The sequence below is a fragment of the Paraburkholderia sp. RL18-085-BIA-A genome, from assembly GCF_046027075.1.
GTDB lineage: Bacteria > Pseudomonadota > Gammaproteobacteria > Burkholderiales > Burkholderiaceae > Paraburkholderia.
Genome location: NZ_JARESU010000009.1, coordinates 108,358 through 132,972 on the forward strand (window position 1 = coordinate 108,358; position 24,615 = coordinate 132,972).

General features: G+C 59.8%; 25 protein-coding genes and 1 pseudogene. 11 read left to right on the plus strand and 15 right to left on the minus strand.

Annotation, left to right across the window (positions count from 1 at the left end; translation table 11 throughout):
* Positions 1-28 precede the first annotated feature (28 nt).
* The 5 genes and pseudogenes from P0D89_RS08940 to P0D89_RS08960 form a co-directional block, all read right to left on the minus strand.
* Positions 29-394, minus strand: a complete 366-nt coding sequence (locus P0D89_RS08940) for a response regulator (protein WP_408359903.1) — start codon at positions 392-394, stop codon at positions 29-31.
* 34 nt (positions 395-428) lie between these two features.
* Positions 429-1,079, minus strand: a complete 651-nt coding sequence (locus tag P0D89_RS08945) for a response regulator transcription factor (protein ID WP_408359905.1) — start codon at positions 1,077-1,079, stop codon at positions 429-431.
* A gap of 260 nt (positions 1,080-1,339) precedes the next feature.
* Positions 1,340-1,420, minus strand: a pseudogene (locus P0D89_RS08950) (IS5/IS1182 family transposase); the annotation flags it as partial.
* 52 nt (positions 1,421-1,472) lie between these two features.
* Positions 1,473-2,348, minus strand: a complete 876-nt coding sequence (locus P0D89_RS08955; RefSeq protein ID WP_408376426.1) for a sulfite exporter TauE/SafE family protein — start codon at positions 2,346-2,348, stop codon at positions 1,473-1,475.
* Positions 2,349-2,746: 398 nt separating this feature from the next.
* A complete protein-coding gene (locus P0D89_RS08960; protein WP_408360028.1) occupies positions 2,747-3,691 on the minus strand; it encodes a LysR family transcriptional regulator in 945 nt (314 codons plus the stop codon).
* Positions 3,692-3,864: 173 nt separating this feature from the next.
* On the opposite strand from P0D89_RS08960, the gene P0D89_RS08965 reads away from it, so the two are divergent.
* Positions 3,865-5,082, plus strand: a complete 1,218-nt coding sequence (locus tag P0D89_RS08965) for an FAD-dependent monooxygenase (RefSeq protein ID WP_408359909.1) — start codon at positions 3,865-3,867, stop codon at positions 5,080-5,082.
* A gap of 598 nt (positions 5,083-5,680) precedes the next feature.
* Positions 5,681-6,139, plus strand: a complete 459-nt coding sequence (locus P0D89_RS08970; protein ID WP_408359911.1) for a hypothetical protein — start codon at positions 5,681-5,683, stop codon at positions 6,137-6,139.
* Positions 6,140-6,364: 225 nt separating this feature from the next.
* On the opposite strand, the gene P0D89_RS08975 is transcribed toward P0D89_RS08970, so the two are convergent.
* The 6 genes from P0D89_RS08975 to P0D89_RS09000 all read right to left on the minus strand — a co-directional run bounded on the left by P0D89_RS08975 (position 6,365) and on the right by P0D89_RS09000 (position 12,009).
* On the minus strand, positions 6,365-6,748 hold the full coding sequence (locus P0D89_RS08975; protein ID WP_408359913.1) for a hypothetical protein: 384 nt from the start codon (positions 6,746-6,748) through the stop codon (positions 6,365-6,367).
* Positions 6,749-7,046: 298 nt separating this feature from the next.
* A complete protein-coding gene (gene wrbA, locus P0D89_RS08980) occupies positions 7,047-7,649 on the minus strand; it encodes an NAD(P)H:quinone oxidoreductase (protein WP_408360030.1) in 603 nt (200 codons plus the stop codon).
* A 595-nt stretch (positions 7,650-8,244) separates the two neighbouring features.
* The gene (locus tag P0D89_RS08985) at positions 8,245-8,742 is read right to left on the minus strand and encodes a RidA family protein (RefSeq protein WP_408376427.1); all 498 of its coding nucleotides are present in this window, start codon (positions 8,740-8,742) and stop codon (positions 8,245-8,247) included.
* 366 nt (positions 8,743-9,108) lie between these two features.
* Positions 9,109-9,678 carry an OsmC family protein gene (locus P0D89_RS08990; RefSeq protein WP_408359917.1) on the minus strand — a complete coding sequence of 190 codons (570 nt, stop codon included), beginning with the start codon at positions 9,676-9,678 and terminating at the stop codon, positions 9,109-9,111.
* 45 nt (positions 9,679-9,723) lie between these two features.
* Complete coding sequence (locus P0D89_RS08995) at positions 9,724-10,656, minus strand: hypothetical protein (RefSeq protein ID WP_408359919.1); 933 nt, start codon at positions 10,654-10,656, stop codon at positions 9,724-9,726.
* Between the two features lie 309 nt (positions 10,657-10,965).
* Entirely contained in the window at positions 10,966-12,009 is a 1,044-nt protein-coding gene (locus tag P0D89_RS09000; RefSeq protein ID WP_408359921.1) for an AraC family transcriptional regulator, read from the minus strand.
* A 43-nt stretch (positions 12,010-12,052) separates the two neighbouring features.
* Between P0D89_RS09000 and P0D89_RS09005 the strand changes: the two genes are divergently transcribed.
* A complete protein-coding gene (locus tag P0D89_RS09005) occupies positions 12,053-12,298 on the plus strand; it encodes a hypothetical protein (RefSeq protein WP_408359923.1) in 246 nt (81 codons plus the stop codon).
* A gap of 387 nt (positions 12,299-12,685) precedes the next feature.
* Complete coding sequence (locus P0D89_RS09010) at positions 12,686-12,850, plus strand: hypothetical protein (RefSeq protein ID WP_408359925.1); 165 nt, start codon at positions 12,686-12,688, stop codon at positions 12,848-12,850.
* A 319-nt stretch (positions 12,851-13,169) separates the two neighbouring features.
* Here P0D89_RS09010 and P0D89_RS09015 read toward each other — a convergent pair whose 3' ends face one another.
* Both P0D89_RS09015 and P0D89_RS09020 read right to left on the minus strand, forming a co-directional pair.
* Complete coding sequence (locus tag P0D89_RS09015) at positions 13,170-14,165, minus strand: aldo/keto reductase (protein ID WP_408359927.1); 996 nt, start codon at positions 14,163-14,165, stop codon at positions 13,170-13,172.
* A gap of 287 nt (positions 14,166-14,452) precedes the next feature.
* Positions 14,453-15,322 (minus strand): helix-turn-helix transcriptional regulator, encoded by an 870-nt coding sequence (locus P0D89_RS09020; protein ID WP_408359929.1) that lies wholly within the window; start codon positions 15,320-15,322, stop codon positions 14,453-14,455.
* Positions 15,323-15,420: 98 nt separating this feature from the next.
* On the opposite strand from P0D89_RS09020, the gene P0D89_RS09025 reads away from it, so the two are divergent.
* Positions 15,421-16,311, plus strand: coding sequence for an SDR family oxidoreductase (locus P0D89_RS09025; protein WP_408359931.1), 891 nt, complete (start codon positions 15,421-15,423; stop codon positions 16,309-16,311).
* A gap of 548 nt (positions 16,312-16,859) precedes the next feature.
* Here P0D89_RS09025 and P0D89_RS09030 read toward each other — a convergent pair.
* Positions 16,860-17,774 (minus strand): LysR family transcriptional regulator, encoded by a 915-nt coding sequence (locus P0D89_RS09030; RefSeq protein WP_408360032.1) that lies wholly within the window; start codon positions 17,772-17,774, stop codon positions 16,860-16,862.
* A gap of 302 nt (positions 17,775-18,076) precedes the next feature.
* Here P0D89_RS09030 and P0D89_RS09035 point away from each other — a divergent pair, with 302 nt between their 5' ends.
* The 4 genes from P0D89_RS09035 to P0D89_RS09050 are packed head-to-tail and all read left to right on the plus strand — an operon-like array spanning position 18,077 to position 21,021.
* On the plus strand, positions 18,077-18,403 hold the full coding sequence (locus P0D89_RS09035) for a DUF4148 domain-containing protein (protein WP_408359933.1): 327 nt from the start codon (positions 18,077-18,079) through the stop codon (positions 18,401-18,403).
* A gap of 49 nt (positions 18,404-18,452) precedes the next feature.
* Positions 18,453-19,766, plus strand: coding sequence for a serine hydrolase domain-containing protein (locus P0D89_RS09040; RefSeq protein WP_408359935.1), 1,314 nt, complete (start codon positions 18,453-18,455; stop codon positions 19,764-19,766).
* 48 nt (positions 19,767-19,814) lie between these two features.
* Complete coding sequence (locus tag P0D89_RS09045; protein ID WP_408359937.1) at positions 19,815-20,681, plus strand: NmrA family NAD(P)-binding protein; 867 nt, start codon at positions 19,815-19,817, stop codon at positions 20,679-20,681.
* A 43-nt stretch (positions 20,682-20,724) separates the two neighbouring features.
* Positions 20,725-21,021, plus strand: coding sequence for an aldo/keto reductase (locus tag P0D89_RS09050; RefSeq protein ID WP_408359939.1), 297 nt, complete (start codon positions 20,725-20,727; stop codon positions 21,019-21,021).
* A gap of 507 nt (positions 21,022-21,528) precedes the next feature.
* On the opposite strand, the gene P0D89_RS09055 is transcribed toward P0D89_RS09050, so the two are convergent.
* The gene (locus P0D89_RS09055; RefSeq protein WP_408359941.1) at positions 21,529-22,470 is read right to left on the minus strand and encodes a LysR family transcriptional regulator; all 942 of its coding nucleotides are present in this window, start codon (positions 22,468-22,470) and stop codon (positions 21,529-21,531) included.
* Between the two features lie 108 nt (positions 22,471-22,578).
* Here P0D89_RS09055 and P0D89_RS09060 point away from each other — a divergent pair, with 108 nt between their 5' ends.
* Positions 22,579-23,727 (plus strand): alkene reductase, encoded by a 1,149-nt coding sequence (locus P0D89_RS09060; RefSeq protein ID WP_408359943.1) that lies wholly within the window; start codon positions 22,579-22,581, stop codon positions 23,725-23,727.
* Positions 23,728-23,738: 11 nt separating this feature from the next.
* Positions 23,739-24,578: an SDR family NAD(P)-dependent oxidoreductase gene (locus P0D89_RS09065; RefSeq protein WP_408359945.1), complete on the plus strand. Its 840-nt coding sequence runs from the start codon at positions 23,739-23,741 to the stop codon at positions 24,576-24,578.
* Positions 24,579-24,615: the final 37 nt, after the last annotated feature.

Consider the following 24,615-nt stretch of genomic DNA (forward strand, 5'->3'; position numbering starts at 1 on the left):
CCTGGCGTGGACCGACCAAACAATATCTTCAAACAATTCTATCCAACAGGTCCAACAATGCGTCCCCGTCGATGGGCTTTCTGAAGAACCCTAATGCGCCTCTCTGCAGATAGTAGCTTTCAGTATGTTCGCCCGGCTTTCCTGTGATAATGATGACGGGCGTTGCCGAATCAGAATGAACCGCACTCTCGAGCACTTGCATGCCGTCGATTGGCCGCATTCCCAGATCAGTAATAACGCATACCAGCCCCGCGTAGCCGTCGGAAAAAAAATCCAGCGCAGATTCGTAGACCCGTGCTCCATACCCGCCAGAGGCAAGCAGGTTTGCAAGCGACGTCAAAACGCGTCGGTCATCGTCAATCACGGCAACGGTTCGAAGCGGAGGCGCGAGCATTTCTTTCCTCCGGGTCATGGAGTCTCACAAAGCTTTAACGTTGGCGTGGAGCTTCGAACGTGATCGTCGACGAGGTGTCGAGTTGCAGTTTGCTTGCCTGCCTGACGAGAGTGGTAAATGAATCCGCCCGCATTTTCCTCATTATATGGCTGCAATGTATCTGCGCCTTATATTGAGTGATATCAAGGATTGCCGCCACCTGCTTATTGAGCCGGCCGCTTGCGAGCAATGGCATAAGCTCCTGCTCACGAGGCGTCAGCGATTGATAGAGCGCCTGGAGGGTCGCCGCAGCTTCCGCTTCCTTGTGAAGAACGTGCGCCCTGGCAAGAGCCGCATCGACCGTGCGCATCAACGCGTCTTCGTCGACGGGCTTTGTGAGGAAGCCTACAGCCCCACCCTTCATTGCCAGAATAGCGGACGGCACATCTGCTCTTCCAGTAATGAAAATGACGGGGATCCGGGAGTCCATACTGACCAGCTTCTGGACTTCCAGGCCGTTCATGCCTGGCATGCTCATATCCAGGATCAGACACGCAACGACATTTCGACGCCGGGTGTCCAGAAACTCTCCACCTGAATCGAAGGTCTGGACGTCTCTCCCATTTGCGCGCAGCAGCGTCGACAGAGCCTCTCGTACCCGACTGTCGTCGTCGACCACATACACCAGTTCGTTTTCGGATTCCATGGAACCCCTTTGTGGTTAGGTAAAAACCGCTCCTAACGTCGGTGCCGTCGGTCTCCCACAGACCCGCTGAATGTGCCTCTCATGTGGGCGTACCGACAACAAATTATAGCCATCCGAAACGTCTTCCGGAACCACGGATAGCATGTTGAGCATTACATGATTATGTAATGTCGCCACCCCAGATGAAGTTGTAGGCGACTAAGAAGCTGTTGCGAACAATTGACTAAACAATCGCCTGAGACGAGTCCAGCAAATCAAAGAGCGAGTGAGCGCTCGACTGGCCAACGCGTTTTGCCAAGGCCACTGCCATGAGTCGAGCCGATCTTTGCGAGCACCCGCGTAATGCACTGATTGTTGCTGCGACGCCAGGCGAAGAACCCGCCTTCGGCTCGACTACGCGAAGTAGCTGATCCCCGAGACGATCATTAGCAGGTTCACCGCACGAGCGAAATGATTGTCTGACAGCCGCTTGTAGAGCGCCATGCCAACAGCGGTTCCGAGAAGCGCAGCGGGTATGCAGAACAAGTCCGCCGGCTCAAACCCGACCTTGCCGGAGGAATGTCGCAACAGACTGATCGTTGCGAGGGCGGCGACCTGCATGATCAAAATGAACGGCTGGAACATGGCGCGCTGGCGCTCCTTGCTCCATCCCTTGAAGCCGCACCAGATGGTGACGAATGCACCGGGAAACCCGGCGGCACCACCGGTAATTCCCCCAAGAACTCCGGCGAGGATATCGAAAGCCATCTTCTGACGACGAATAACCAGAGGCTTACGGACAAGCATGTAACAGCCGTAAACGACAAGAAGCACCCCAAGCGCATGGGTGTAAACATGACGATCCAGCTTCAACAATACGGTTATGCCAACCGGCAGGCCGAATGCGCCGCCAACCAGGAAAGGAGCAAGTTCTCGCCAGCGGATCACCCGTCTTAGTGAGCAGACCATCGCTGTCTGGTTGGCAATGCTGCAGACGATCATGATCTGGACGATCTGCACGGGGTCGTTGGCCAGATGGAACAGGATCGACCCGCAGACGGCGGAGAAGGCGAATCCCGCGATGCTGGAAACTGCGGACGCGAGAAAAATGGCGCCAATGACAACTGGCTTGAGTCCGCCCTGACCGGAGAAGCCGAGGCAGATCGCGGTGGCAACAAGGAGTATCGACCACTGAACCTTACTCCGCCAGGCACGCCAGTCGAGTGTCGTGCTCGACGAAAGCGCCGATCCAGCGGCGCTTTCCGGTTCAAGCTGCGGTTCGACCTTCATCGCTCTGGCCCCCACTTCGGCACACGTTCGGAAGGACGTGGCCTTTCCAGCCCTGTTGGTGCTGAAAACTCCGGGCATCGCGGATGTGGTACGCGAAGCCTGCCCGCCGGGGACGAAATGTCTGCTCAAAGATAGAGCACGAGACTTTCAGCTTGATTCCTGAAGCGTGCGGTACCGCACACTTCAAGCGGATGTATGCATCCGCTAAATTTCGACACTGATCCTTGCTGACCGACTTGCCGGAGTTCGGCTGGCCGTTTGCTGATTTGGAACGGACGTCGGTATCCCTGAGTAACGGAACCGCTAAGCGCCGACTCCTGGCCGGATCCAGTCGGATGTGCACCCGGTCGCCGCGATCGGCCACGATCGATGCAGATTGAGCGTCTCGACCACAGCCGCTATTCCTTTTGCGTGAGTCTTCCTTTGCGCACATCCGTTGCCGTGTCAGCAAAGAGATCGACCACTACCCCGCGCAGCCAGCGATTGCCTTCGTCCTGCTGAACTCGTGCGTGCCAGAGCAGATGGATCGGCGCGGCGGGCAGCGTCATGGGCAATGCGCGCAGGCTGAGCGAGAAAGGGGTTGCCAGTTGCAGGGCAAGTCGCTCCGGCACCGTGGCGATCAGATTGGTGCGTTGCAGGATGTAGCCCACGCTCATGAAGTGCGGCACCGTCAATCTCACTTGACGCCGTACGCCGCGCCGTTTCAGCCATTCGTCCACCTGACCGTGGCCAGTGCCGGCCGACACGACGACCAGATGCTCGGCCTCGCGCCAGGCGGCGAGCGTGAGCGGTGCGTCCTCGAGCGGATGGCCGCACCTGAACAGACAGACATAGCGCTGATCAAACAGGCGGCGCTGATAGAAACCACCCTTGAGCTGCGGCAGTAAGCCGATGGCCAGATCGACTCGGCCGTCGGCCATCTCGTTGCTCAGATTGACGCTTGTATCGCGGACCGTATTGAGTGCGACGCCAGGCGCTACGCGCGATAGTCGTTCGATCAGCGCGGGCAGGAAGACGACTTCGCCGATATCGGTCATGCCGATCGTCATGGTGCGCATGGCGCGCAGCGGATCAAAGCCGGTCACGGGATTGAGCGCAGCGTGCAGGGTGGCGAGCGCCTGCGAGACCGGTTCCGCCAGACGCAGCGCGAACGGCGTGGGAACCACTCCGCCCGGCCCGCGCACGAACAGCGGATCGCCAAGCCGGCGGCGCAGTTTGGCGAGCGCATTGCTGACGCCAGGCTGGCTCATGTTCATCTGCTCGGCGACGGTCGCCACGCGGCGCTCCTGCATCAGCCGCTGGAAGAGCAGCAACAGATTAAGGTCGACGTCGCTCAGTTCCATGACTTTGGCATAACCCTGGTTCATTCAATCCAGTGATGAAGAAGATTCATTTCATCTTATTGAGGAATGAACGTCTAGTGCTGAAAATACTGACACGGCACACGCATTCGACGCGTCGCCGGCCCGTACCGTAGCAAGCCAAACCTATAAATCTGAATATCGGAGACACAGTCATGAAGCAGATGGATCTGAAGATTGCGATCGTCGGCGCCGGCGTCGGCGGCCTTACGCTTGCGCTCGCCCTGCGCGAGCACGGAATCGATGCGCAGCTCTACGAGCAGACCGAAGAGCTGCGCGAGGTGGGAGCAGCCGTGGCGCTTTCGGCTAACGCGACGCGCTTCTACGAGCGCATGGGACTACGTTCGGCCTTCGAACAGGTGTGCGCGGAGGTACCGGGCCTCATCTATCGCGACGGACGCAGCGGCGACGTCATTGGCCATCATCGCGGCCAACCTGGCTCTCGCGAGCAGTTCGGCGGCTCGTACTGGGGCGTTCATCGTGCCGATCTGCAGGCGGTGCTGTCCAACGCTGTCGGCCTCGAGCGCATCAAGCTCAGCCATCGGCTGGTCGATCTCGCGCAGCAACCCGATCGCGTGAGTTTGGCGTTCGATAACGGTCAGCGCGTCGACGCCGATCTTGTGATCGGCGCCGACGGGGCGCGCTCGATCACGCGGCGCTGGATGCTTGGCTATGACGACGCCTTGTATTCGGGTTGCTCGGGCTTTCGCGGCGTGGTGCCCGCCGAGCGCATGGACCTGTTGCCCGATCCCGAGACCATCCAATTCTGGGTCGGGCCCAGTGGCCATCTGCTGCACTATCCGATCGGCGACAAAGGCGACCAGAATTTCCTCCTGGTTGAGCGTCATCCGTCGCCGTGGCCGTCGCGCGAGTGGGTCATGCCCGCCAGCGAGGGCGAACAGCTGCGTCTGTTCAAGGACTGGCATCCGGCAGTCGTGCAGATGATCACGGCTGTGCCGATCAGTCAGCGCTGGGGCCTGTTCCACCGTCCCCCGCTCGGCCGCTGGAACAAAGGCCGCGTGACGCTGATCGGCGATGCCGCGCATGCGCTTGTGCCACATCACGGCCAGGGCGCCAACCAGTCGATCGAGGATGCCGTGGTGCTGGCCGCGCAGTTGGCCAAGGCGGGCCCAGGCAATTGGCGCGAGGCGCAGGAAGCCTACGAGCGCCTGCGGCGGGGCCGCACGCGCAAGGTGCAGTACGCGTCGATAACCACTGCGGACGTGCTGCATCTGCCCGACGGGCCGGCCGCGCAGGCGCGCAACGCCCGCCTCGGCGCGCGCGACCGCGTGCTTCATCATCTGGAGTGGATCCACGATTTCGACGCCCTCGCGGAAGAGCCGAGCGAACGACAGGGTGGCACCTGGCTTTGAGCCAGCCGTGCTTGAGCCATTTCTCCACGTATCAAAGCCTCTGCGTGGCGCACTCGCTGGTGTCCGGCAACGTCACAACTGCCGGCCGCGGAAGGTTGTGCACAGGTGATCGCGCTCGGTCGAGGACTACGTGAAATCTATCAGCGCCTAAACGCCGCCTTTATCACATGGCCCGCAATACCTGGATTTCCTGCAATAGCGACTTTCAGGAAGTAGGGAGACTTATCACGTGTATTGCCGATTTGCGTTTGTCAGCCAGTCAGCGCTAAGGTAATTGCCACAAGAGAAAGCCTATCCACGCGTTTCCTTTGAGAAATATGGGATGCTGCATCGGCACAAGATGACCTTTCCTCTTTTCGGCACGACTCAGAAAACTTGAGAGCCTCGGTAAAGTTTTGTTCGCGCGGTCCAATACGCATTGATCACCACAAGAACCCGGTTCGAGAAGCAGGCCGAAGTTGATGCCGATTTTCCGCGAGACGCAAATGCCACAGACGGTGCAAGTGCGTGTAGATTAGGATCTTGTAGTTTGCGACCCGCCACTGTGTCTTCGAATCGGTCGCATCCGAGTCAGTCCTGAAGTTGCACAGGAGCCGGCATGAACACGAAGCACACCAAGAAAGGTCATCTCGAAGCCGCGGCGTCACACCACGAGCAGGCTGCGCGGCATCACCGCGAGGCGTCACGGCATTTCGAGGACGGTCGAGACTTTGCCCACGCCGCACACCAGGCAATGATGGCCCATGGCCATACGTTGCACGCGATCGATGAGGCACACGACGCTGGCGCGCACAGCGCCAATACGCCGTCGACAACGCTTCCATCGACTGGCTCAGGCGTAACCGCCGCGGACGTCGCAAAACATCATACGGCGGCCGTGGAACTTCACACGCAGGCGGCTCAGCATATGCGCCACGCCGTCAAGCTCTTCGATCAGGATCGTAGCGCGGTCTCTCACGACGCACAGCTGGCGCTCTCCCTTGCACTGCGCGCTTTGTCTCATGGCAACGAAGCAGCCAGACTATTTGTCAAGCTCGCTGCCAGTGGTGCTTCGTGAGTTAAGGTCGGTTGAATTCAAGCTAGTCACGTCGTGTCTGGTGGGTTAGTCGGAGTGATGCGGTATCCGTTTACACCGCCTATTGAGCGCACCGAAAGCTGAATCGCTTTCTACACGGCATGCGCACCGTAGAGCACCAGGTTGTCGCGCGGATCTACGGTCGTGGGCCGGCCGTAAAGATCCGCACATTGATACGTAGCGCGCAATCCAGCGTGCCACTCGAGACTAGGCCTTTCGCTCCAGCAAGTCTGTTGCCATAGACTTCGCATGCGCTACGGCCTCTTGCGCGTCGAAGAATACACCGAGCTGTTCCCAGTGCTCTTCGACCGCGTAAGTTCCTTTCATACCGAGTGCCCTTTGAACGCGCAATTGCGCTGCGTACCTGCCGTCCTCCAATGGTCGAGCGGTTGCTATTATTTTGTGCGGAAGGTCGGATCTTTCCGGCTGAACCAACTCGACTGGACCGCCAGGTCCGGCGATATCTTTCAACTCGTTCCTGGCTTTGCAGTCCGGGCAGTAGAAGCACCACCCCCCGTCCTCATGATTGGGTCTGACCTGTCCGCGAGCCAGCACGGCACGGCATTCAACGTTTTCGCAGATGAACGGCATAGCAGTTTCCGGAGTTGTTTGAAAGAAATCCTAGCATGTCCGCCGGCGGCCAACCATCGGCATTGTTGCCGTGCCTGAGACTAAGGAAAACCCTCAAACGCGAGTCGGCGCCGTCGCGTTATGCGGCCGCAGAGTCGCCAGAAAACGTTCGTCTTTGCGTTGTTCGATTGAGAAGTATCGCACGGTCATTTCCACCTTATGCTCGATCGTAGAAGTCACGTGAGATACCTTCGGCGGCCACGCGTGCTCCTCTCGTCGCGCTGACGCGGCCGGCATCGTCGTCCTGAATACGCAGTGTTTAACGGAAGAGCCGCGAAGCCAGTTCGGCGACGTGTTTGCCTTGATACCGGGCAATATCGAGTTCGTTAGGCGAGGGTTGCCGGCTGCCGTCCGTGCCCGCAAGTGTGGTTGCGCCATAAGGCGTACCGCCCGTAATTTCGTTCATATTGACGAGCCCGCTGCACGCGTACGGCACGCCGACGATCACCATGCCCTGGTGCAGGAGCGTGGAATGAAACGAGGTGATCGTGGTTTCCTGGCCGCCATGTTGCGTGCCCGTCGACGCAAATACGCTGCCGATCTTGCCGACGAGAGCGCCTTTCATCCATAGACCACCGGTCTGGTCGAGAAAGGTGCGCATCTGACCTGCCATGTTGCCGAATCGCGTAGGCGTTCCGAAGATGATCGCGTCGTACTCCGCGAGTTCGTCCGGTGTGGCGACTTCCGCTGGCTGGTTCAGCTTGACCCCGTATGCTTTTGCCTGCTCGTCGGGGATCGTTTCAGGCACCCGCTTGAGCGTCACCTCGATGCCGGGCACGGCGCGAGCGCCCTCGGCCACCGCGTTAGCCATCGTCTCGATATGTCCGTACATCGAGTAGTACAAAACCAATACCTTCGCCATCTCTTCCTCCTGTTGCATTGCCATTGAGCGATCATCAGCGAGAAATAGCGTCGAGATCACCTCATCGGTAACATTGACGGTTCGTGATTCCGCAGGCCGGGTCCAGAAACATGCAATCAGACGCACGTGCCCAAGAGACAGAATAGGAGGCCCATGCGGATGCGGATATTGGACCTTGGTCTCATTCAGCGCCGCGGGGCGCGTCACTTTCCGTGGATAGCTGTTGAAGCGTTCACTTATCGAAGGAATCGTTGCGTTTCATCCGCCGTTCGCCCGAACTGCCCATAAGCTGTCCGCTGAACGGGCCTATACCAGACGTTCAATTGTTAATGGGCCAGCCACTACAATTGTCGGCAAGCCTTTTGACCCGGCGCCAGCGCGAAGGGCTGCTATTTGAGGGGAGCGGCTGGATGAATGGCCGCCTGTGGACGAACGTGAATTGCCGTAGTTGGCCCGATCTCTGTCCGACGCAGTCGGCTCAGTTCGACTCTTTTGATCCACCCAGTTGCTGTCCCTCATCGTCCGTTCCTGGGTCGACCCGAGACGATGGCACCGACATATGCGTACGAGACCGGGTCTCTGCCGCACTCCTGGATTATGGGCGCTGGCCGTCAATCTCAACCTCCGCTTCGCATTCGATGGGCAAATTGAGAGGGAGCGCGACGCCGACTGCTGATCGGGCATGCATTCCAATGTCCGGCCCGAACAGTTCGAGGATCAGATCCGAGAAGCCATTTGCGATCCGTGGCATATGGTCGAAACCGGGCGCTACGTTGACCATTGCAAAGACGCGTACCCAGGCAGTGATGCGATCCAGGTCCCCCAGCGCCTTCTGAAGACTTGCCAACTGTGCAAGCGCCACAAGACGTGCTGCTGCGTAGCCTTCATCTGGCGAAACGTCCGCGCCGACTTTACCTACTGGTTGCGCAATCGTCCCGTCGAGGTTGAGCGGCACGTGCCCTGAGACAAAAACTCGTGTGCCGCTCACGCGCACCCATGCGAATGGCAGTGACATGCTTACGTTTGCAGGCATCTGTAGCGCCGACGGTAACGTCAAACCCATTTCCGCCAGCTTTGCCTCGATTCTTGCCATGGCCATCTCCCGGAATCCTCGGGTGAACGTTAGATGCTGACAGTCTGTTTTTCAAGGCCTAACGCGCGATCGCGAAAACCAGGTATGGACGCTGTGCCAACGTTACCTATGCTCAGTGACGTTGGCACAGCGGTGCTTGCAGGATTTTCGACGGGAGGAATGGGTGAACAGTTCCATCCTCCTGGACGGTGAGACACGCTTACGCGTGAATTGCCTCGACGACATCTTTGACGTCATCATCGACTACGCGCAGCGATTCACGCCAGGCATCCCCAGGCACGTAGTTCTATTAGTCGCGCCGATTGCCCTTCGAAAACCCGAACCCGGCTTACATCGCGGGCGAAAAGCGGCTCGTCGCCTATCACGTCACTCGACCACAAGAGTCGATTTCAAGGCGACTGCATTCGCCAGGTTATAGACGTTGGGAGAAGTGGCCATAACCGCGTCATGGATTTCGGCGAATTGTTGCCTGGTCCCGCTGCCCTTGATACGAACGGTGTATCGCAGGTTCTCGTAGCCATTTGCCACGCGCGGGTCGATCCCAAGGACCCTCAGGTCGATGTCACCCTCGGTCTCAACTTCGAGAGATTGCAGCGTAATCCCGCGAACGGCGCATTGCGCCACGTAACCCACCGTGATGCAAGCGTTCAGCGCCGCGATCAGATGCTCCTGGGGGTTGGCAAACTGATTCGAACCACCAAGTTCACAAGGCTCATCGATATCGATCGTGAACCGGCGCGACACCTCCTGTCCTCCGATCGAGAACCCCTCGACCTCCGCGCGAGTCCGGGTCTGGCCTTGCCAGCTCGTAGCAACGCGCCAACTGGTGGCGGCTTTCGATGTGTCGCGCCTCACGCCCTCAATCAGCGCGAACAGGTCGTCGACGTTGAGGCCGTTGACGATGTTAGGTTCGTTGGTCTGTGCATTGGCATTCATGTTTCATCTCCTTTACCTACGTGGGGTGCTCAGTTTCGGTCAAGCTCATTGCAGCGTGGCGAGCGCAGCGCGGATGCGCATGCTTTGGTCTTCGGAGATGAGCCTGTGAAGCACCTCTCCGAAATGGGGATGACGTACACCCGAATGGATGTATTGCCACCGGTAAGCCTCCAGGAAATTCGCTTCGACCGACTGGGCTTCCACCTCGTCGACTGTGCGGCCGCAGTTCGCGACGAAATAGCGCGCGTCGGCTGCGGCCTGCGCCTGCAGAATGCCGTCGATCGCGGCGACCAGTTCGATGAACTCGTCGACAGCCTTGTCGCGCTCTCCGGCTGTCACCGTGGCGTCGTGACGCTCCCATTCCAGTTCGTCGAGGATGGCGTGCTGGCTCTCCTCTTTCCAGTGGTAGAGGAATACGTTCTTGAACAGTTGGGATAGCTGATCGTCCGGATTGATGCTCTGACGATAGTGGAGCTGTGTGAAGAGTTCTATATGCAGCGTCAGTGCCAGTACGGCCCAGGTGCTCTTTCCGAGGATCACAGCGGCAATGGCATCAGGGTCGACGTCGAAGCGATAGCCAGCGGGCAGCGTTTCACCGATCATTTTGTCGATGCGGCGAAACAGCGCCTGATGCTTGAGCTCCTCGTCGCTGAATCGGACCAGCGCCTCAAGCGCCACCTGGTCGCCGAGCCAGTAGTCGCGGCTGACTTCAAGCACCTTTGCGTTGATGAAGCGTTCGACCAGTCCGAACACGTTGGCGTAGGTGCGTCCCTGAATCTGACTGACAAACCGCTTCTCGCTCCCAGAGAGAGTGAAGAAATTCGGCGCCAGCGAGAGCCCGTCGGGCAGATACTTCTGGGACGTGTCGAAAGTGCGCCCTCCAATCACGTCACGGTCGATATCCCAACTGACCATCTTTGAAGCACGAATGCACCGGGCGTAACGATCGCGGTCGGAAAGTCGCGGTACTGCGTTCATAGCCTTTCTCCCAATATGGACCGCCGCGCGGTCGAGCTGTGAGTGTTCATCTACCGGTCAGAACCAGATGGCTGATCTGGCATTCCGGTGCGCTCAATGTACGATTGGGAGACGCGAGGTTCTATGATCGGGCCGCCGGACGATATGACCGAAACGCCGAGTTAGCTTTGACGTGTGTGAATGAGCGCTGCGTCGCGCATCCCAGGAGGCACGCTAGCGATTTGATTTGGCCAATTGGCGCAATGAGCCACCGATCGGTTCAGGTGCCTGCTAATGTTATCCAGGCACCGTTGGGCTTGAGAGCCGATGTCACTGAACCAGTGATGACGTGATGCCACTGGCGCTGCGCGAAGCCAGTTCAGATGCGGGAGCGCCGTCCATCTTTCCTTCGCTCCTGCGCCAGCTTGCCGGCGGCATTCCAAATTCCCGTCTGAAGGCTCGACTGAACGCCGCCTCCGACTCGTAACCGATCTGCTCCGCTACGGCCGCCAGTGATTTACTGCCGATCAGCAGTTCGTGCGCCGCGATCTGCATGCGCCAACGTGCCAGATACTGCATTGGCGGTTGACCAAGAATATCGGTGAAGCGTTGCGCCAACGCGGAACGCGATAATCCCACCTTGCGCGCAAGCTCATCGACGGTCCAGGGGTGGACCGATTGAGCATGGAGCAACGAAAGCGCACGCCCCACATAGCGGTCGCGCACGCCGGCCAGCCATCCTGTCTGGTCCGCAGGTAACGCTTCAATACAGCTACGCACCGCCTCGACGAACAGGAGTTCGGACAGTCTGGCGAGCACGATGGTACCGCCCGCACGCGAATCCGCCGCCTCGGCCGCAGCAAACTTGAGCGAGGACTCAAGCCATGCCGCACGCGGATCGTGACGCATATCGATTTTGAAGAGTCGCGGCAGCGATGAGAGCAGCGGGTTGCTCAGCGTATCGTCGCAGGCGAGAAAGCCACATACGATGCGAGTCGCCGCTCCTCCGCCTCCGTAGGACAGCGTCATCACCTCACCAGGTGATTCCGCCATCGGACCGGCTAATAGCAACTCCGTCGGCGCGGGCGGAAGATCCATGGCGCTGCCCATCACATGCGCTTCACCTTGCGGCACCACCAGCAGTTCGCCGGCATTAAGTTGAATAGCCGAACGGGGGTCGTCTGCCAATTTCGCCCAACAACTCCCTTCTATGATCAGATGATATGAGACTACGCGCTCTGAACGCGGCAAATAGGCTCCACAGAGCGCAGCATCTGTGCGGCTTATCAAGCACCACGGTGCCGTGAAGGTCCCGTTCAGAAACACCGCGCCGCTCAAGCGCACGGCGCGCAGTACGTCAGAAACTGCATCCATGACTAGCTCGCGTGAAATGCGACTTCCCGGACAAGGAACCGCGATGGCGGTCATTCGTCACATGGCCGAGCGGTACATGTTATACCCGCTGCCGCAGTTGATGACAAATACCTTACCGATGATTTTCATCCCGCTTCATGATGGGCGAGCCGACCCACGGATAGGCGTTTGCGAACGTGTCTTGCCCGATTGGTTCCGCCGTCGGGCGGACCTGAGTTCGCTCATTCTTCTGTCGATTCCGATCTCCGCGGCGATCGCGATTCGGATTCACCGTCTGTCGACGCGGTGACGTCTTGCTTCGTCACTACCGTCCCTTTGGGTTTGCCTCGATACATTTGAGTACGTACGCGCCGCTGCGCGATACGGCTGCGTGCAAACACGTCGTGCGGTTCTGCAGGAGTGCCGGGCAATCTTTCTGGACGCCCGGCAATGGCCAGGCGATCCATCGGCAAGACTTGGAGGATCGGGCAAAAAACGTCGACGCGCGGGTAGGACGACAACCGGTTGCAAGAGGCAAAGTTGGGCACAGGACGGGACGTGACGGATCAACGTCAGCCGTTCTTCGCGGCGAAATCTTTCATGGTTTTCGGAAGCGCGCTGCGCCACCTGATTTGCACAGATCGGTTCGCGTCTAGTGACCTACCGATTCGGGCAAACGACATAGCGCGAGATGTCTATGAAACGCCTGATAAGCCATGCGATGTATCACCCGCTCATCGCGCTGTCCATGTTCTATTTGACGGACCTGATGTACAACGTCGACTACAACGTCTCCGGCGCTCTGCTCGTTCTGGCAGCGAAATCCATGTCCCGTATCTTGAGCCTGTTCAACAAGGGCTAGTGTCGTACGTCGGCACCCCAAGCCAGGCGGGTTACGCGGACGCAAGATGAAAGCAAGCGTACAGACAAGCGAGAGCAGTCATCCCAATGGTTAGCTACGGCAGTACGGCTTCAGGTCGATGGCTGGCGTAAAAAACAGCAATTAGCCCCAATTAAGCAAAGAGCGAGATATGCGGTTCACTCTTTCGACTGCAAGGTTTGCGGATAGTCGCGAGCAACGGAAACGCAGGTGGGCGGCTGTTAATCGTCACCCACCGCCGGCAAGGCGGCAGAGCGCCGCCTCCTTTTGCTGCGCCGCTGTCCCACTGGTTCGGGACCTTTTACCAGCGCTGGTGGACCTGCGGCGCTATATGGCGCTCATAGACTTCACGCACGCGTTGCATTGCCTCATCGGACAGCGGCGCGAGGCTCGCAGCCGAGACGTTTGACGCCGCCTGGGCCGCGTTTTTACTGCCCGGGATGATGACGGAGACGGCATCCTCCATGAGAATCCACCGAAGAGCCAGTTGTGCCATGGAGGCGTCCACCGGTACAAGGCCGCGCAGTTCGTCGACCGCTTTCAACGCGATGTCATAAGGCACCCCGGAGAATGTTTCGCCGACGTCGAACGCCTCGCCATGGCGATTGAAAGCACGATGGTCGTCTGACGGGAAAACCGAATCCGCGGACATCTTGCCCGTCAGCATGCCGCTCGCCAAGGGCACTCGCGCAATGACCGCAACGTTTTTCTTTTGCGCCTGCCTGAAGAACAGGTCGGCAGGGCGTTGACGGAACATGTTGTAGATAATCTGCACCGAAACCACATTGGGATACTCGATCGCCTTCAGCGCTTCCTCGACCTTCTCGACCGACACACCGTAGAAGCGGATCTTGCCGGCAGCGACAAAATCGTCCATCGCGTCGAACACCTCGGGATGGTAATAAACCTCCGTCGGCGGGCAATGCAATTGCACCAGGTCGAGCGTATCGACGCCCAGGTTCGAAAGGCTCCGGTCGATGAAACCTGCGAGTTCACGCCTGTTCGTATAGCCACTGACCACATGCGGATCGAGTCGTCGCCCGAGCTTGGTGGCCACCATCGGACGCTCGCCGCCTCGTTGCCGCAAGACGTCCCGGATGATCCGTTCCGACCGACCGTCGCCGTAGACGTCGGCCGTGTCAATGAACGTAACACCGCTATCGAGCGCGGCGTTTAGCGCGGCCTTGGCGTCGTCTTCGGCGACACCACCCCACGAACCGCCGATCGCCCATGCCCCAAAACCGATTTCCGACACATTCCAGCCGGTACGACCAAATCTTCTCTTCGAGAGTGTCATTTGAGTGCTCGTCCTGTATTTTGCGAAGTTACGTCGTTAGCGCTTCAATGAGCCGCACTGCATCAGCGCCGGCGGCCTTTGTTCATAGTGTAACAAGCAGGCGCAGGCTGTAGACGTGGTGTGCTTGCCCGAATCCATGCCGCTCTGACAGCTATCGCTTTTGTGTGTCGAAGACGTCGAGGAAGACTGGGGCCGCCGAGCGCTTATTGGGACTCGTCAAATGAACGGAAGTGGCCTCGTGGCGAACTTTCGTCGTCGACCTTGCGCAGTCGTTGAAGTCATTCAAGTCACATGTCTTCTTTCGGCACATCGTCGGTCACGCCGTCGCGGCGATGTAGCGCGGCGAGCGCCTTGATTCGCTGGGCGACGTCACTGTCGAGCGGCGTATAGACGATCAAGCCCAGGTCCGGTCGACCATCAACGGAAAATGCCGAGTACTCCAGTTCAACCGGACCCAACTCCGGATGCTGAAGTCGCTTGATGCTGTCGCCGTCGCCGTGACCAAGTACCTCGTTGTCCTGCCACAGTGCGTCGAACTCCGCGCTGAAACCGCGCAATTCGGCGACAAGTTCGCCGGCCTCGGACACAATGCCCGCGCGAGCCACATCCGCTCTGAATGCGCCCACCACGAACCGGGCGACGCTTTCCCAGTCGTGCTGCTTTGCACGAACAGCAGGATTGCGGAACAGGAACTGGAGAATATTGCGCTGACCGGCGGGCAGCGTCCCATAGTCGGTCAACACAACGGCAGCGGCACGGTTCCAGGCAACGACGTCCCAGGTGGCGGTCTTGATGATCGCCGGGCTGGCGTCGAACGAGTCGAGCAGCCGCTGCAGACGGGGATTGACGCCGTCGACCGGCTCATAGCGGACTTCGGGCGGCCGCCCGAGCCCCAGCATGAAAAGGTGCTCGCGCTCTGCATTGGTCAGCATCAGGGCGCTGGCAATCCGGTCCAGCACTTCCGCCGAAGGCGCGCCGCCACGCCCCTGTTCAAGCCAGGTGTACCAGGTCGGGCTGATATTGGCGCGCTGGGCAACCTCTTCGCGGCGCAGCCCGGGCGTTCGCCTGCGCCCGGCAAATCCGAAGCTTGCAGGGTCAAGGCGCGTCCGGCGGCTTCTCAGAAAATCTCCAAGCGATCGGGCCGTATTGACTGACATCGTGAACCTGTTAGTCGCTTTACTATGATGAGATCACTACTTTAACGGGATAACAAATGATCGGATAGTGAACGCTTGACGACCAAGGAGGCTTCACCATGCGTATTTTTCTTACAGGTGCGACAGGCTTCATCGGTTCGGCACTCGTTCCCGAACTCATTAAGGCCGGTCATCAGGTGATCGGTTTGACGCGCTCGGACGCGGGAGCGCGGGCACTCATCGACGCGGGCGCCGAGCCGCATCGAGGCACGCTGGAGGATCCGGAGAGCTTGCGCAGCGGTGCCGCGAAAGCAGACGGCGTTATCCACACGGCGTTCGACCACGATTTCTCCAGATTCGTCGAGAATTGCGAGAAGGACAGGCGCGCGATCGCCGCACTCGGCTCCGCACTCGTTGGCTCCGATCGGCCCCTGATCATCACCTCGGGGACCGGCATGGGCAGCGGTCAGCATGGCGGCCCAGCGACTGAAGACGTCTTCAATACCGGTCATCCCAATCCGCGCATCGCGTCCGAACTCGCGGGGAATGCACTACTGGACGACGGTATCAACGTGTCCGTGGTGCGACTGCCGCAGGTTCACAATCCGTTCAGGCAGGGTCTCATTACGCCACTCATCGACATCGCTCGTGAAAAAGGCGTGGTTGGCTATGTAGGCGACGGGCGCAACCGTTGGCCGGCTGGCCACCTCTCCGATGTCGCGCGTCTCTACCGGCTCGCCGTGGAAGCGCGCGAGCAGGGTGCACGCTATCACGCTGTCGGCGAGGAAGGAGTCAGCAGTCGTGAAATCGCCGAGGCGCTTGGTCGGGGCCTCAATTTGCCAGCCGTTTCGATTGCCCCGGAGGACGCTGCAGCCCATTTCGGATGGATGGCGATGTTCGTCGGCCTGGATATGCCTGCTTCCAGCGCCTTGACGCAGGCGCGATTGGGCTGGCACCCGACAGGACCGACTCTGATCGCGGACCTCAACGAAGCGCGGTACAGCAAATAATCGTCGTTCTTCAGGCTACATTGCACGACGTTTTCCGCCTTCGTGCTCGCCGCCAGAATCCGGGTTAATGAGCGTAGCCGCTCAGCGCTTTCGACGATCTCGGCTTCAGAAAAATGTCGGCCGTTCGGACGTTCGATTTGTTATGCGCACCAGCGTCCGGAATGGGCCGTCCCCTGTCAGATACGTGCCCCGGCATCGAGGTTGACGACGCGCTCGAGATCTCTGAACAGACTGGGATCTAGCATAGCCGGTGCCTGCCGCACGAAACGATGCTACGTCCAGCAAAGCTCGTGCGGCCGCTTTCTTGCGCGGCCCTATTCGTGTGAAATCGGGCCGAAGCGGCTGATCGAAGCATAACTACCAAAGCCGGCTTGCAGCCAGGTAACAGACGTTCTACCCGTCAATCGGATGCGCGGACGAACCTGGAGCAGCGCTGCCTCTCGAACTGCCGCGTGCTGGACCGCAGATTTAAGTTCGGCTCGCCACAGTCGACGTCAACATCGTTCTGGATTCGCACGAAATCCCGGCAACTGACCTATTTCGACGCGCTAACTCGTACTCGTCAAAGCGACGATAAAGTCAAGAAACACCCTTGTCTTGGCCGGCACGTGGTGCCGCGATGGATGGTATGCATAGAGCGGGAAGCGCTCATCCGGCCAGTCTGGGAACAGGTTGACGAGCCGTCCCTCCCGGATCAGGTGCTCGGCTCCGAGCAGAAGCATCTGCGCGACGCCGGAGCCGGCCAGACACGCGTTGAGGAGTGCGCTCGGATCATTCACCGTAAGCCGTCCATTCGTTTCGACAACAAGCTTTTTGCGCTTGCGATGAAACTCCCACGGATACGGCTTTCCGGTATCCGGGTTCCGGAATTCGAGACACCTGTGCGGACCGCGACCCAACGCTTGAGGCTCCGCCGGCCGCCCCAGGCGAGCGAGGTACAAAGGCGATGCGACAGTGACAACCGCGGTGTCAAGGAGCTTTCGCGCAATCAGACTGGATGAGCGAGGTTCGCCAAATCGCAACGCCAGATCGAAGCCATCCATGATGAGGTCACCGAGCTGGTCTCTCGCAATGAACTCGAGTTCAAGTTCAGGATGCGCATCCATGAATTCGTCGAGCTTCGGGCTCAGAACCGTTCGCAAAAAAGCGGGATCAAGATTGATTCGCAGCTTCCCGCGCACTGTCGCGGCGCCCCCTGCCGCGGCTGCGGCCGCTTCCTCCATGCCCCTTAGGTGTGGCATGACCTGCTCGTAGAAACGCCGGCCCTCTTCAGTAAGGGAAACGGCGCGGGTCGTCCGATTGAAGAGCCGTATTTTCAGCCGCTTTTCGAGTCGGGCGATTGCCCGGCTAACCCCAGGTGGCGACATACCCATCACTTCGGAGGCGGCTGCGAACGTCCCCGCATCGACGACGGCAGCAAATACGCTGATACCACTAGAGAGATTCTCGCTGGACGATCTCATAGGCGCTGCATTCCGGTCATTTGATGGTCGGAAGACGTTCAGTTGAACGCCGACATAGTAAGCAGGACGACTCCGACTCCCGGCCGCGAAGTCCATGCCGCCGGTGCCGGACACTCGATTCGGAACCGTGACAGGACCGTTCCTGGCTGGCCCTGCACAGTGCATCAAAAGCCGCACTATGACTCATTAGTAACTATCCGTCATCTCACAAGTGTCATTCGTGTCATTTAGTTTCTCGTCGAGTTTACCCACAATGCATCCCAACAGTACGTTTTAAGTCAGCGAACCAAAGGAGCATTGCCATGAATACCCGTCAACTCGCACTTACCATCGCGGCCGCTATCGCCTTCCCTGTCGCTGGATACGCTCAGGAATCCAGCTCCACTGTCACTCGCGCGGAGGTGCGCGCAGAGCTCGTACAACTGGAAGGCGTGGGCTACCGACCCGGCCAGGCCAATGACCCACATTACCCCGCCGATATTCAGGCAGCCGAAGCAGCTGTGGCCTCGCAGAAGGCCGCCGGGTCGAACGTCAGCAGCAGCGTGGGCGGTGCGCGCAGCGGTTCGTCCGCTTCGGGCAACCGCGTCGCCGCGAAAGCGCCGTTCGACTCGCTTTATGCACATCGCTGATTGACGCGTCACACCAATCATTGTTCATTCCAATTTCCACGGAGTAGAGATGACCGTTCAACTCACCCGCCGCGACCTGTTGAAGCGGGCATCCGGCCTTGCGGCCGTCGCCGCAGTGGGCGGATTGACTAGCATCGAAACAGAGGCCGCCGAGGTACATCAGGAGCGTAATCGCGCGCTCGTCCGCAACGCTGCCTTTGCCACGATTGACCTTTCCCTGCGGCGGGCCATCGACAACGGCGACGTAGCCGGTGTGGTGGCGATGGGCGCTACGCAGCGCGGGCTCGTCTACGAGGGTGCATTCGGCCAAGCCAATCCCCAGACCGGCACGGCGATGACGCCCGACACGGTGTTCTGGCTGCTATCGATGACCAAGGCGATCACTGCAACAGCCTGTATGCAACTCATCGAACAGGGCAGGCTCCGGCTCGACCAGCCCGCAGGCGACATTCTTCCGGAACTGAAATCGCCGCACGTGCTGGATGGCTTCGATGCATCCGGACAGCCAAAACTGCGTCCTGCACGAAACACGATTACCGTTCGTCACCTGCTGACGCACACATCCGGCTTCACGTACAGCATCTGGAGCGAAAACATGAGCCGGTACGAAAAAGTGACCGGCATGCCGGATATTGGCTACTCGACGAACGGCGCGTTCAAGGCACCGCTGGAGTTCGAACCCGGCGAGCGCTGGCAGTACGGCATCGGGATGGACTGGGTGGGCAAGCTTGTCGAGGCAGTGACCGATCAGTCGCTGGAGGTCTACTTCCGTGAGCATATTTTCACACCGCTCGGCATGAGCAATTCGGGATTTCTGATCAGCGGCGCGCAGAAGCAGCGAGTGGCGACGATGCACAACCGGCAAGCCGACGGATCGCTCAAGCCAGCTCCGTTCGAAATCAACCAGCGGCCCGAGTTCTTTATGGGCGGCGGCGGTGCATTCAGCACGCCGCGCGATTACATGGCGCTCCTGCAGATGCTTATGAACGGTGGGACCTATCGCGGAGAGCGGGTCCTACGTGCCGACACAGTTGCGACGATGTTGCGGAATCACATCGGAGATCTTCAGGTAAGCGAAATGAAGACGGCGCAACCGGCGTGGTCGAAGAGCTTCGACCAGTTTCCCGGGACGCCTCACAAGTGGGGGCTATCCTTTGACATCAATACACAGCCGGGGCCGCACGGGCGCAGCGCGGGCAGCATCAGCTGGGCGGGACTGCTCAACAGCTATTTCTGGGTCGATCCAGTCAGGAAGGTGGCCGGCACGCTGTTCACGCAGATCCTGCCGTTCTATGACGCTCGTGTGGTGGATCTGTACGGACAGTTCGAGCAGGGGCTGTATCACGGCCTGCAGCACACCTGAACGCCGATCAGCGATCGGACACATCTATCTACGCAAGGAGAAACTGCAATGTATGCAATCACAGGGATAACAGGAAAGGTCGGCGGTACAGTGGCGCGCACGTTGCTCGCAGCGGGCCAGCCGGTACGCGCGGTTGTACGCGATGCCGCTCGGGCACGTTCGTGGGCTGAGCGAGGGTGTGAAGTGGCGACAGCCGACATGGACGACGCGGCGTCCCTTACCGCCGCTTTCGAGGGCACGCAAGGCGTCTTCATTCTGCCGCCGTCCGAGTTCGATCCGTCGCCGGGCTTTCCCGAGGCACGAACCGTCATTGACGCCGTGCGCGGGGCGCTCCAGTCGGCGGCGCCTGGCAAGGTTGTCTGCCTGTCGACGATCGGCGCGCAGGCCACCGAGACCAATCTGCTTACGCAACGCACGCTGATGGAGCAGGCGCTTCGCGAGTTATCGATGCCGGTGACCTTCCTGCGTCCCGGCTGGTTCATGGAGAACGCCGAATGGGACGTCGCGCCGGCCCGGGACAAGGGAGTCATCCCCAGCTTTCTGCAGCCGCTCGACAAGGCCGTGCCGATGGTCGCGACCGCGGACGTCGGTCGCGTCGCTGCACAACTTCTTCAGCAGACCTGGAGCGGCGTGCGTGTCGTCGAGCTAGAAGGGCCGCGTCGCATAGCCCCGATCGACATCGCAGCCGCGTTTGCCAAAATCCTTCACCGTCAGGTACTGGCCGAGGTCGTCGGGCGCGACACCTGGGAGGCGCTGTTCCGGTCCCAGGGTATGAAAGAACCGATGCCGCGGATGCGCATGCTCGATGGGTTCAATCAAGGCTGGATCGCCTTTGAAGGCAAGGAAGCCGACATCGTGAAGGGCGAAGTGGAACTGGAAACTGTTCTGCGAGCGCTCGTCTCGCAGGCGGAGTAACGCCAGCGCACCTGGCGACGCGTCAGGCTGTCGCGTTGCCAGGTTGTTATCCGGTCACGTTCATCAAGAAATTCACATCAAGGGCATATTGCGCGACATCGCTACGGAATTGAACGCGTCGCCGGCTCAGGTGGCATTGGCGTGGATTCTGAAGCGCCCTGAAGTCTGTTCCGTCATCGTAGGCGCGCGCACGCCCGACCAACTGACCGCGAATCTCGACGCTCAGCAAATCGCGTTGAACGCAGCGCAGACCGAACGTCTGAACCAGGTTTCGCAGCCACACCTGCCCTATCCGTACTGGATGCAGCAGTTCCACGACAAGGATCGAGTAGTGGTCTGATTGCTTGACGAGCGATAATCCCGTCGCTTGATCATGGGCGACGCACCGACGTCGGCGATCCGCCAGTAGGAACGCATCCGAGCGCGCGTCTGGCGGTCTGGCACTGGCTGTTTTCTGACCCGGTTAAGACACTGCGTAGCAATTGTGGAGGAACTCGATTGGTATCCGGAAAATTAACCAGATAGCTCCCAAGTCCGCAGACTTTCAAACATAGATCTTCCGTCCTCGTAGACGGCCGCCAAACGCGGGAGCGGCCGGCGGCCGTGGGCGCCCGTGAACGACCTCGCTCGACAACATTCAATCCGAGCGTCGAGAAAACGGGGCGGACTCAGCCGTTCCACGCCGTACACGGCCGTGCGATGCCCGGTGCCTCACTGCCGCTGTTGCAGCGGCCACCATCGAGCGGTACCGGCATCCCGCGCACCGCGGTCCCCGCCACTGGTCGAGCGCAATACCGGCAACGGCCCCCCTTTAATTAGCTTTACGAAACGTTATCCGCCGCTTTTTTCAGTCTGACTCGATGCCGACATTCAACCAGGCTTCGAGGTCACCGGTCGCCTTCCCAAAGCGCTCTACCAGGAAGTCGAGAAGTGCCCGAACGCGCGGCGCCATATACCGGCTACGCTGATACAAGGCATGCACGGGGACATCCGGAGACCGCCAATCCGGCATCAGGATAGTCAATTTTCCCTCGCGCAGATCAGATCCAATGTCCCATATCGATTTCATGGCGATGCCGTGACCCGCCACCGCCCACTCCCGAGCAAGCGCACCGTCGTTGGTCTCTCGGGCGTTTGACAGCGGTACGGTATAAGTCCCGACCTCCCCATTGCGTGTGAACCGCCATTCGTTCGCAAGACCGGATGCCGACGCCAGGACGATGCAGTCGAAGCGATCCAGATCCTGTGGGCGCTCAGGCACACCATGCCTCGCCACATACTCAGGCGACGCACACAGCACGCGACGATTGGGCGCGAGGCGCCGCGCGACAAACGAACTGTCCGGTGGCACGCCGAAGCGGATGGCAAGATCGATGTCATCGTGCAGCAGATTCAACAGCGAATCCGATAACACAACCGCGAAACTGACCTCCGGATACTGCACGTTGAAATCATCGAGCCAGCCCTTGAGGACATGACGGCCAAAGTCCGATGTCGCCGAGATCCTGATCTTTCCACGAACGATGCTGCGACCGGCCTGTAGCGCCGCACGAGCGTCGTCGAGGGACTGAAGCGCCTGCTGACAATGAAGTAGATACATCCTGCCCTCCTCAGTCAGCCGTAACTGGCGTGTGGTGCGCTCAAAGAGCCGTGTATGCAGGGTCGTCTCAAGTTTGACAAGGCGCGCGCTCGCGGCTGCAGGAGAGAGTCCGAGCTTGCGCCCCGCTGCCGACAGCCCGCCAAGGCTTGCAGCTTCAACAAAAAGCCGGATGTCGCCGAGATTGTCCACGATATTTCCGCTTTTTTTGAAAATGATTCAAATGGTATCCCAATTATCAAACGGCACCGGGCTCCGCATAATCCGCCACATCCTCAACGGAGTCCGGAGACCAGCATCATGCCGAACACTGCCTCGCCGCTTTTCACGCCCGTAGTCGTTGCCGGCCGCACGCTCGCTCATCGCATCGTCATGGCACCCATGACACGCGCACGCAGTACCCAGCCCGGCGACGTGCCCAATGCGATGAACGCCCGCTACTATGCGCAGCGCGCCTCGGCCGCCCTGATCGTGACCGAGGCGACCCAGATCTCGCCACAGGGCAAAGGGTATTCGTTCACGCCGGGCATCTACGGCCCCGAGCAGGTCGCCGGATGGCGGCTGGTGACCAAAGCGGTCCACGCCGCAGGCGGCCGGATCTTCCTGCAACTCTGGCATGTGGGCCGCATGTCTCACCCCGACTTCCACAACGGCGAGTTGCCGGTGGCACCTTCCGCCGTTCCGTTCGATGGTGAGATCTGGAAAGTCGACCCCGCCACGGGCATGGGCGCCATGGTCGCCTCCCCGACGCCGCGCGCACTTACCCGCGACGAGATCGACGATGTCGTCGCGGATTTCCGCCAGGGGGCTCGCAATGCAATCGACGCGGGCTTCGACGGGGTCGAGATCCACGGCGCCAATGGCTACCTCATCGATCAGTTCCTGCGTACCACGTCCAACCTGCGCACCGACGAATATGGTGGCTCACGTGAGAACCGTCTGCGCTTCCTCAAGGACGTCGTCAACGCCGTGGCGGACGAAGTGGGTGCGCAGCGCACCGCCATTCGCCTCGCGCCGTTTCTGACCGCGCGTGGTATGGCGTGTCCCGACATCCTGCCGACCATCCTCGAAGCCGCCGAATTTTTGCAGGCACGCGGTATCGGCTATCTGCACCTCGTCGAAGCGGATTGGGACGATGCACCGCAATTCACTGAAGAGTTCCGCCAGGCCATTCGCGCCAGGTTCAAGCGGCCCATCATCGTGGCCGGCAACTACGACAAGGCGCGTGCTGATTGGGTTCTGTCCAGCGGGTACGCCGACCTGATCGCTTTCGGCCGGCCGTTCGTGGCCAACCCGGACTTCCCACGCAGGCTCGCCGAAGATCTCCCGCTGGCTGGCTTCGACGGCAGCACGCTATTCGGTGGTGGTGAACGCGGTTACACCGACTATCCCGTTTCCCCGGAAGCGGCGGCATCCGACAAGGTCAGTGAAGCGCTCGGCCTCTCCTGAAGTCCGATCTCGTGCGCAACGCCAATAGCGGTTCAACCCGCAGTAAGGAGCAGAAGATGTTTGTTTATCGCGGTTCGACCGCCTTGATTACCGGTGCATCCAAAGGGCTCGGAAAAGTCTTTGCCCAGACCCTTGCCGCGCGCGGCATGAACCTGGTGTTAGTTGCCCGATCCGGCGACGCATTGCAGGCCCTGGCAACCGACCTTGCTAGCCGGTACGGCGTGAAATCCATCGCGCTCGACGCGGACCTCAGCGAGCCCAACGCAGCTACGCAGATCGCTGAGGAACTCGTGCGCCGTGGTGTTCAGGTAGACCTGCTGATCAACAATGCAGGGCTTGGTCTGACCGGCAGCTTTCTCTCGCACGATCTCAGGAAAAAACAGTCCGAGATCCTGGTCAACGTACACGCGCTCGCCGCACTGAGCCACGTGTTCGGCAGCGGTATGGCAAAACGTGGCAGCGGCGGCATCATCAACCTCGCGTCCAACGCGAGCTTTCAGCCGATCCCTTTTATGGCCACCTACGCCGCGACCAAGGCTTTCGTTCTTCACTTCAGCGAGGCGCTGCAATTCGAACTCGCCGGAACGGGGGTTCACGTGATGGCTGCTTGCCCAGGGCCCACGGCAACGAGCTTCTTTGATGGGGTGTCGACCAATGTGTCGCCCAAAGACATGGACAGTTCGGAATCGGTCGTTGAAAAAACACTGAAGGCGTTCGACCAGGGGAAAGCCGTCGCTTACCCCGGGCGGACGAGCGTGAGAGCCGCTACGTGGTTGTCACGGTTGCTTCCGCGAGCGCTCGTTGTTCGCGCCGCCGCCATGGCCAGCGGCAAGATGGGGCTCCACGGCTGAACGAACTCAAATACGTCGAGCGACTGAAGCCGCGTTC

Bases quoted from the DNA above. Each gene is read 5' to 3' on its own strand.
- P0D89_RS08940 (WP_408359903.1), bottom strand. From the start codon at position 394: ATGCTCGCGCCTCCGCTTCGAACCGTTGCCGTGATTGACGATGACCGA.
- P0D89_RS08945 (WP_408359905.1), bottom strand. From the start codon at position 1,079: ATGGAATCCGAAAACGAACTGGTGTATGTGGTCGACGACGACAGTCGG.
- P0D89_RS08955 (WP_408376426.1), bottom strand. From the start codon at position 2,348: ATGAAGGTCGAACCGCAGCTTGAACCGGAAAGCGCCGCTGGATCGGCG.
- P0D89_RS08960 (WP_408360028.1), bottom strand. From the start codon at position 3,691: ATGGAACTGAGCGACGTCGACCTTAATCTGTTGCTGCTCTTCCAGCGG.
- P0D89_RS08965 (WP_408359909.1), top strand. From the start codon at position 3,865: ATGAAGCAGATGGATCTGAAGATTGCGATCGTCGGCGCCGGCGTCGGC.
- P0D89_RS08970 (WP_408359911.1), top strand. From the start codon at position 5,681: ATGAACACGAAGCACACCAAGAAAGGTCATCTCGAAGCCGCGGCGTCA.
- P0D89_RS08975 (WP_408359913.1), bottom strand. From the start codon at position 6,748: ATGCCGTTCATCTGCGAAAACGTTGAATGCCGTGCCGTGCTGGCTCGC.
- wrbA (WP_408360030.1), bottom strand. From the start codon at position 7,649: ATGGCGAAGGTATTGGTTTTGTACTACTCGATGTACGGACATATCGAG.
- P0D89_RS08985 (WP_408376427.1), bottom strand. From the start codon at position 8,742: ATGGCAAGAATCGAGGCAAAGCTGGCGGAAATGGGTTTGACGTTACCG.
- P0D89_RS08990 (WP_408359917.1), bottom strand. From the start codon at position 9,678: ATGAATGCCAATGCACAGACCAACGAACCTAACATCGTCAACGGCCTC.
- P0D89_RS08995 (WP_408359919.1), bottom strand. From the start codon at position 10,656: ATGAACGCAGTACCGCGACTTTCCGACCGCGATCGTTACGCCCGGTGC.
- P0D89_RS09000 (WP_408359921.1), bottom strand. From the start codon at position 12,009: ATGGATGCAGTTTCTGACGTACTGCGCGCCGTGCGCTTGAGCGGCGCG.
- P0D89_RS09005 (WP_408359923.1), top strand. From the start codon at position 12,053: ATGGCGGTCATTCGTCACATGGCCGAGCGGTACATGTTATACCCGCTG.
- P0D89_RS09010 (WP_408359925.1), top strand. From the start codon at position 12,686: ATGAAACGCCTGATAAGCCATGCGATGTATCACCCGCTCATCGCGCTG.
- P0D89_RS09015 (WP_408359927.1), bottom strand. From the start codon at position 14,165: ATGACACTCTCGAAGAGAAGATTTGGTCGTACCGGCTGGAATGTGTCG.
- P0D89_RS09020 (WP_408359929.1), bottom strand. From the start codon at position 15,322: ATGTCAGTCAATACGGCCCGATCGCTTGGAGATTTTCTGAGAAGCCGC.
- P0D89_RS09025 (WP_408359931.1), top strand. From the start codon at position 15,421: ATGCGTATTTTTCTTACAGGTGCGACAGGCTTCATCGGTTCGGCACTC.
- P0D89_RS09030 (WP_408360032.1), bottom strand. From the start codon at position 17,774: ATGAGATCGTCCAGCGAGAATCTCTCTAGTGGTATCAGCGTATTTGCT.
- P0D89_RS09035 (WP_408359933.1), top strand. From the start codon at position 18,077: ATGAATACCCGTCAACTCGCACTTACCATCGCGGCCGCTATCGCCTTC.
- P0D89_RS09040 (WP_408359935.1), top strand. From the start codon at position 18,453: ATGACCGTTCAACTCACCCGCCGCGACCTGTTGAAGCGGGCATCCGGC.
- P0D89_RS09045 (WP_408359937.1), top strand. From the start codon at position 19,815: ATGTATGCAATCACAGGGATAACAGGAAAGGTCGGCGGTACAGTGGCG.
- P0D89_RS09060 (WP_408359943.1), top strand. From the start codon at position 22,579: ATGCCGAACACTGCCTCGCCGCTTTTCACGCCCGTAGTCGTTGCCGGC.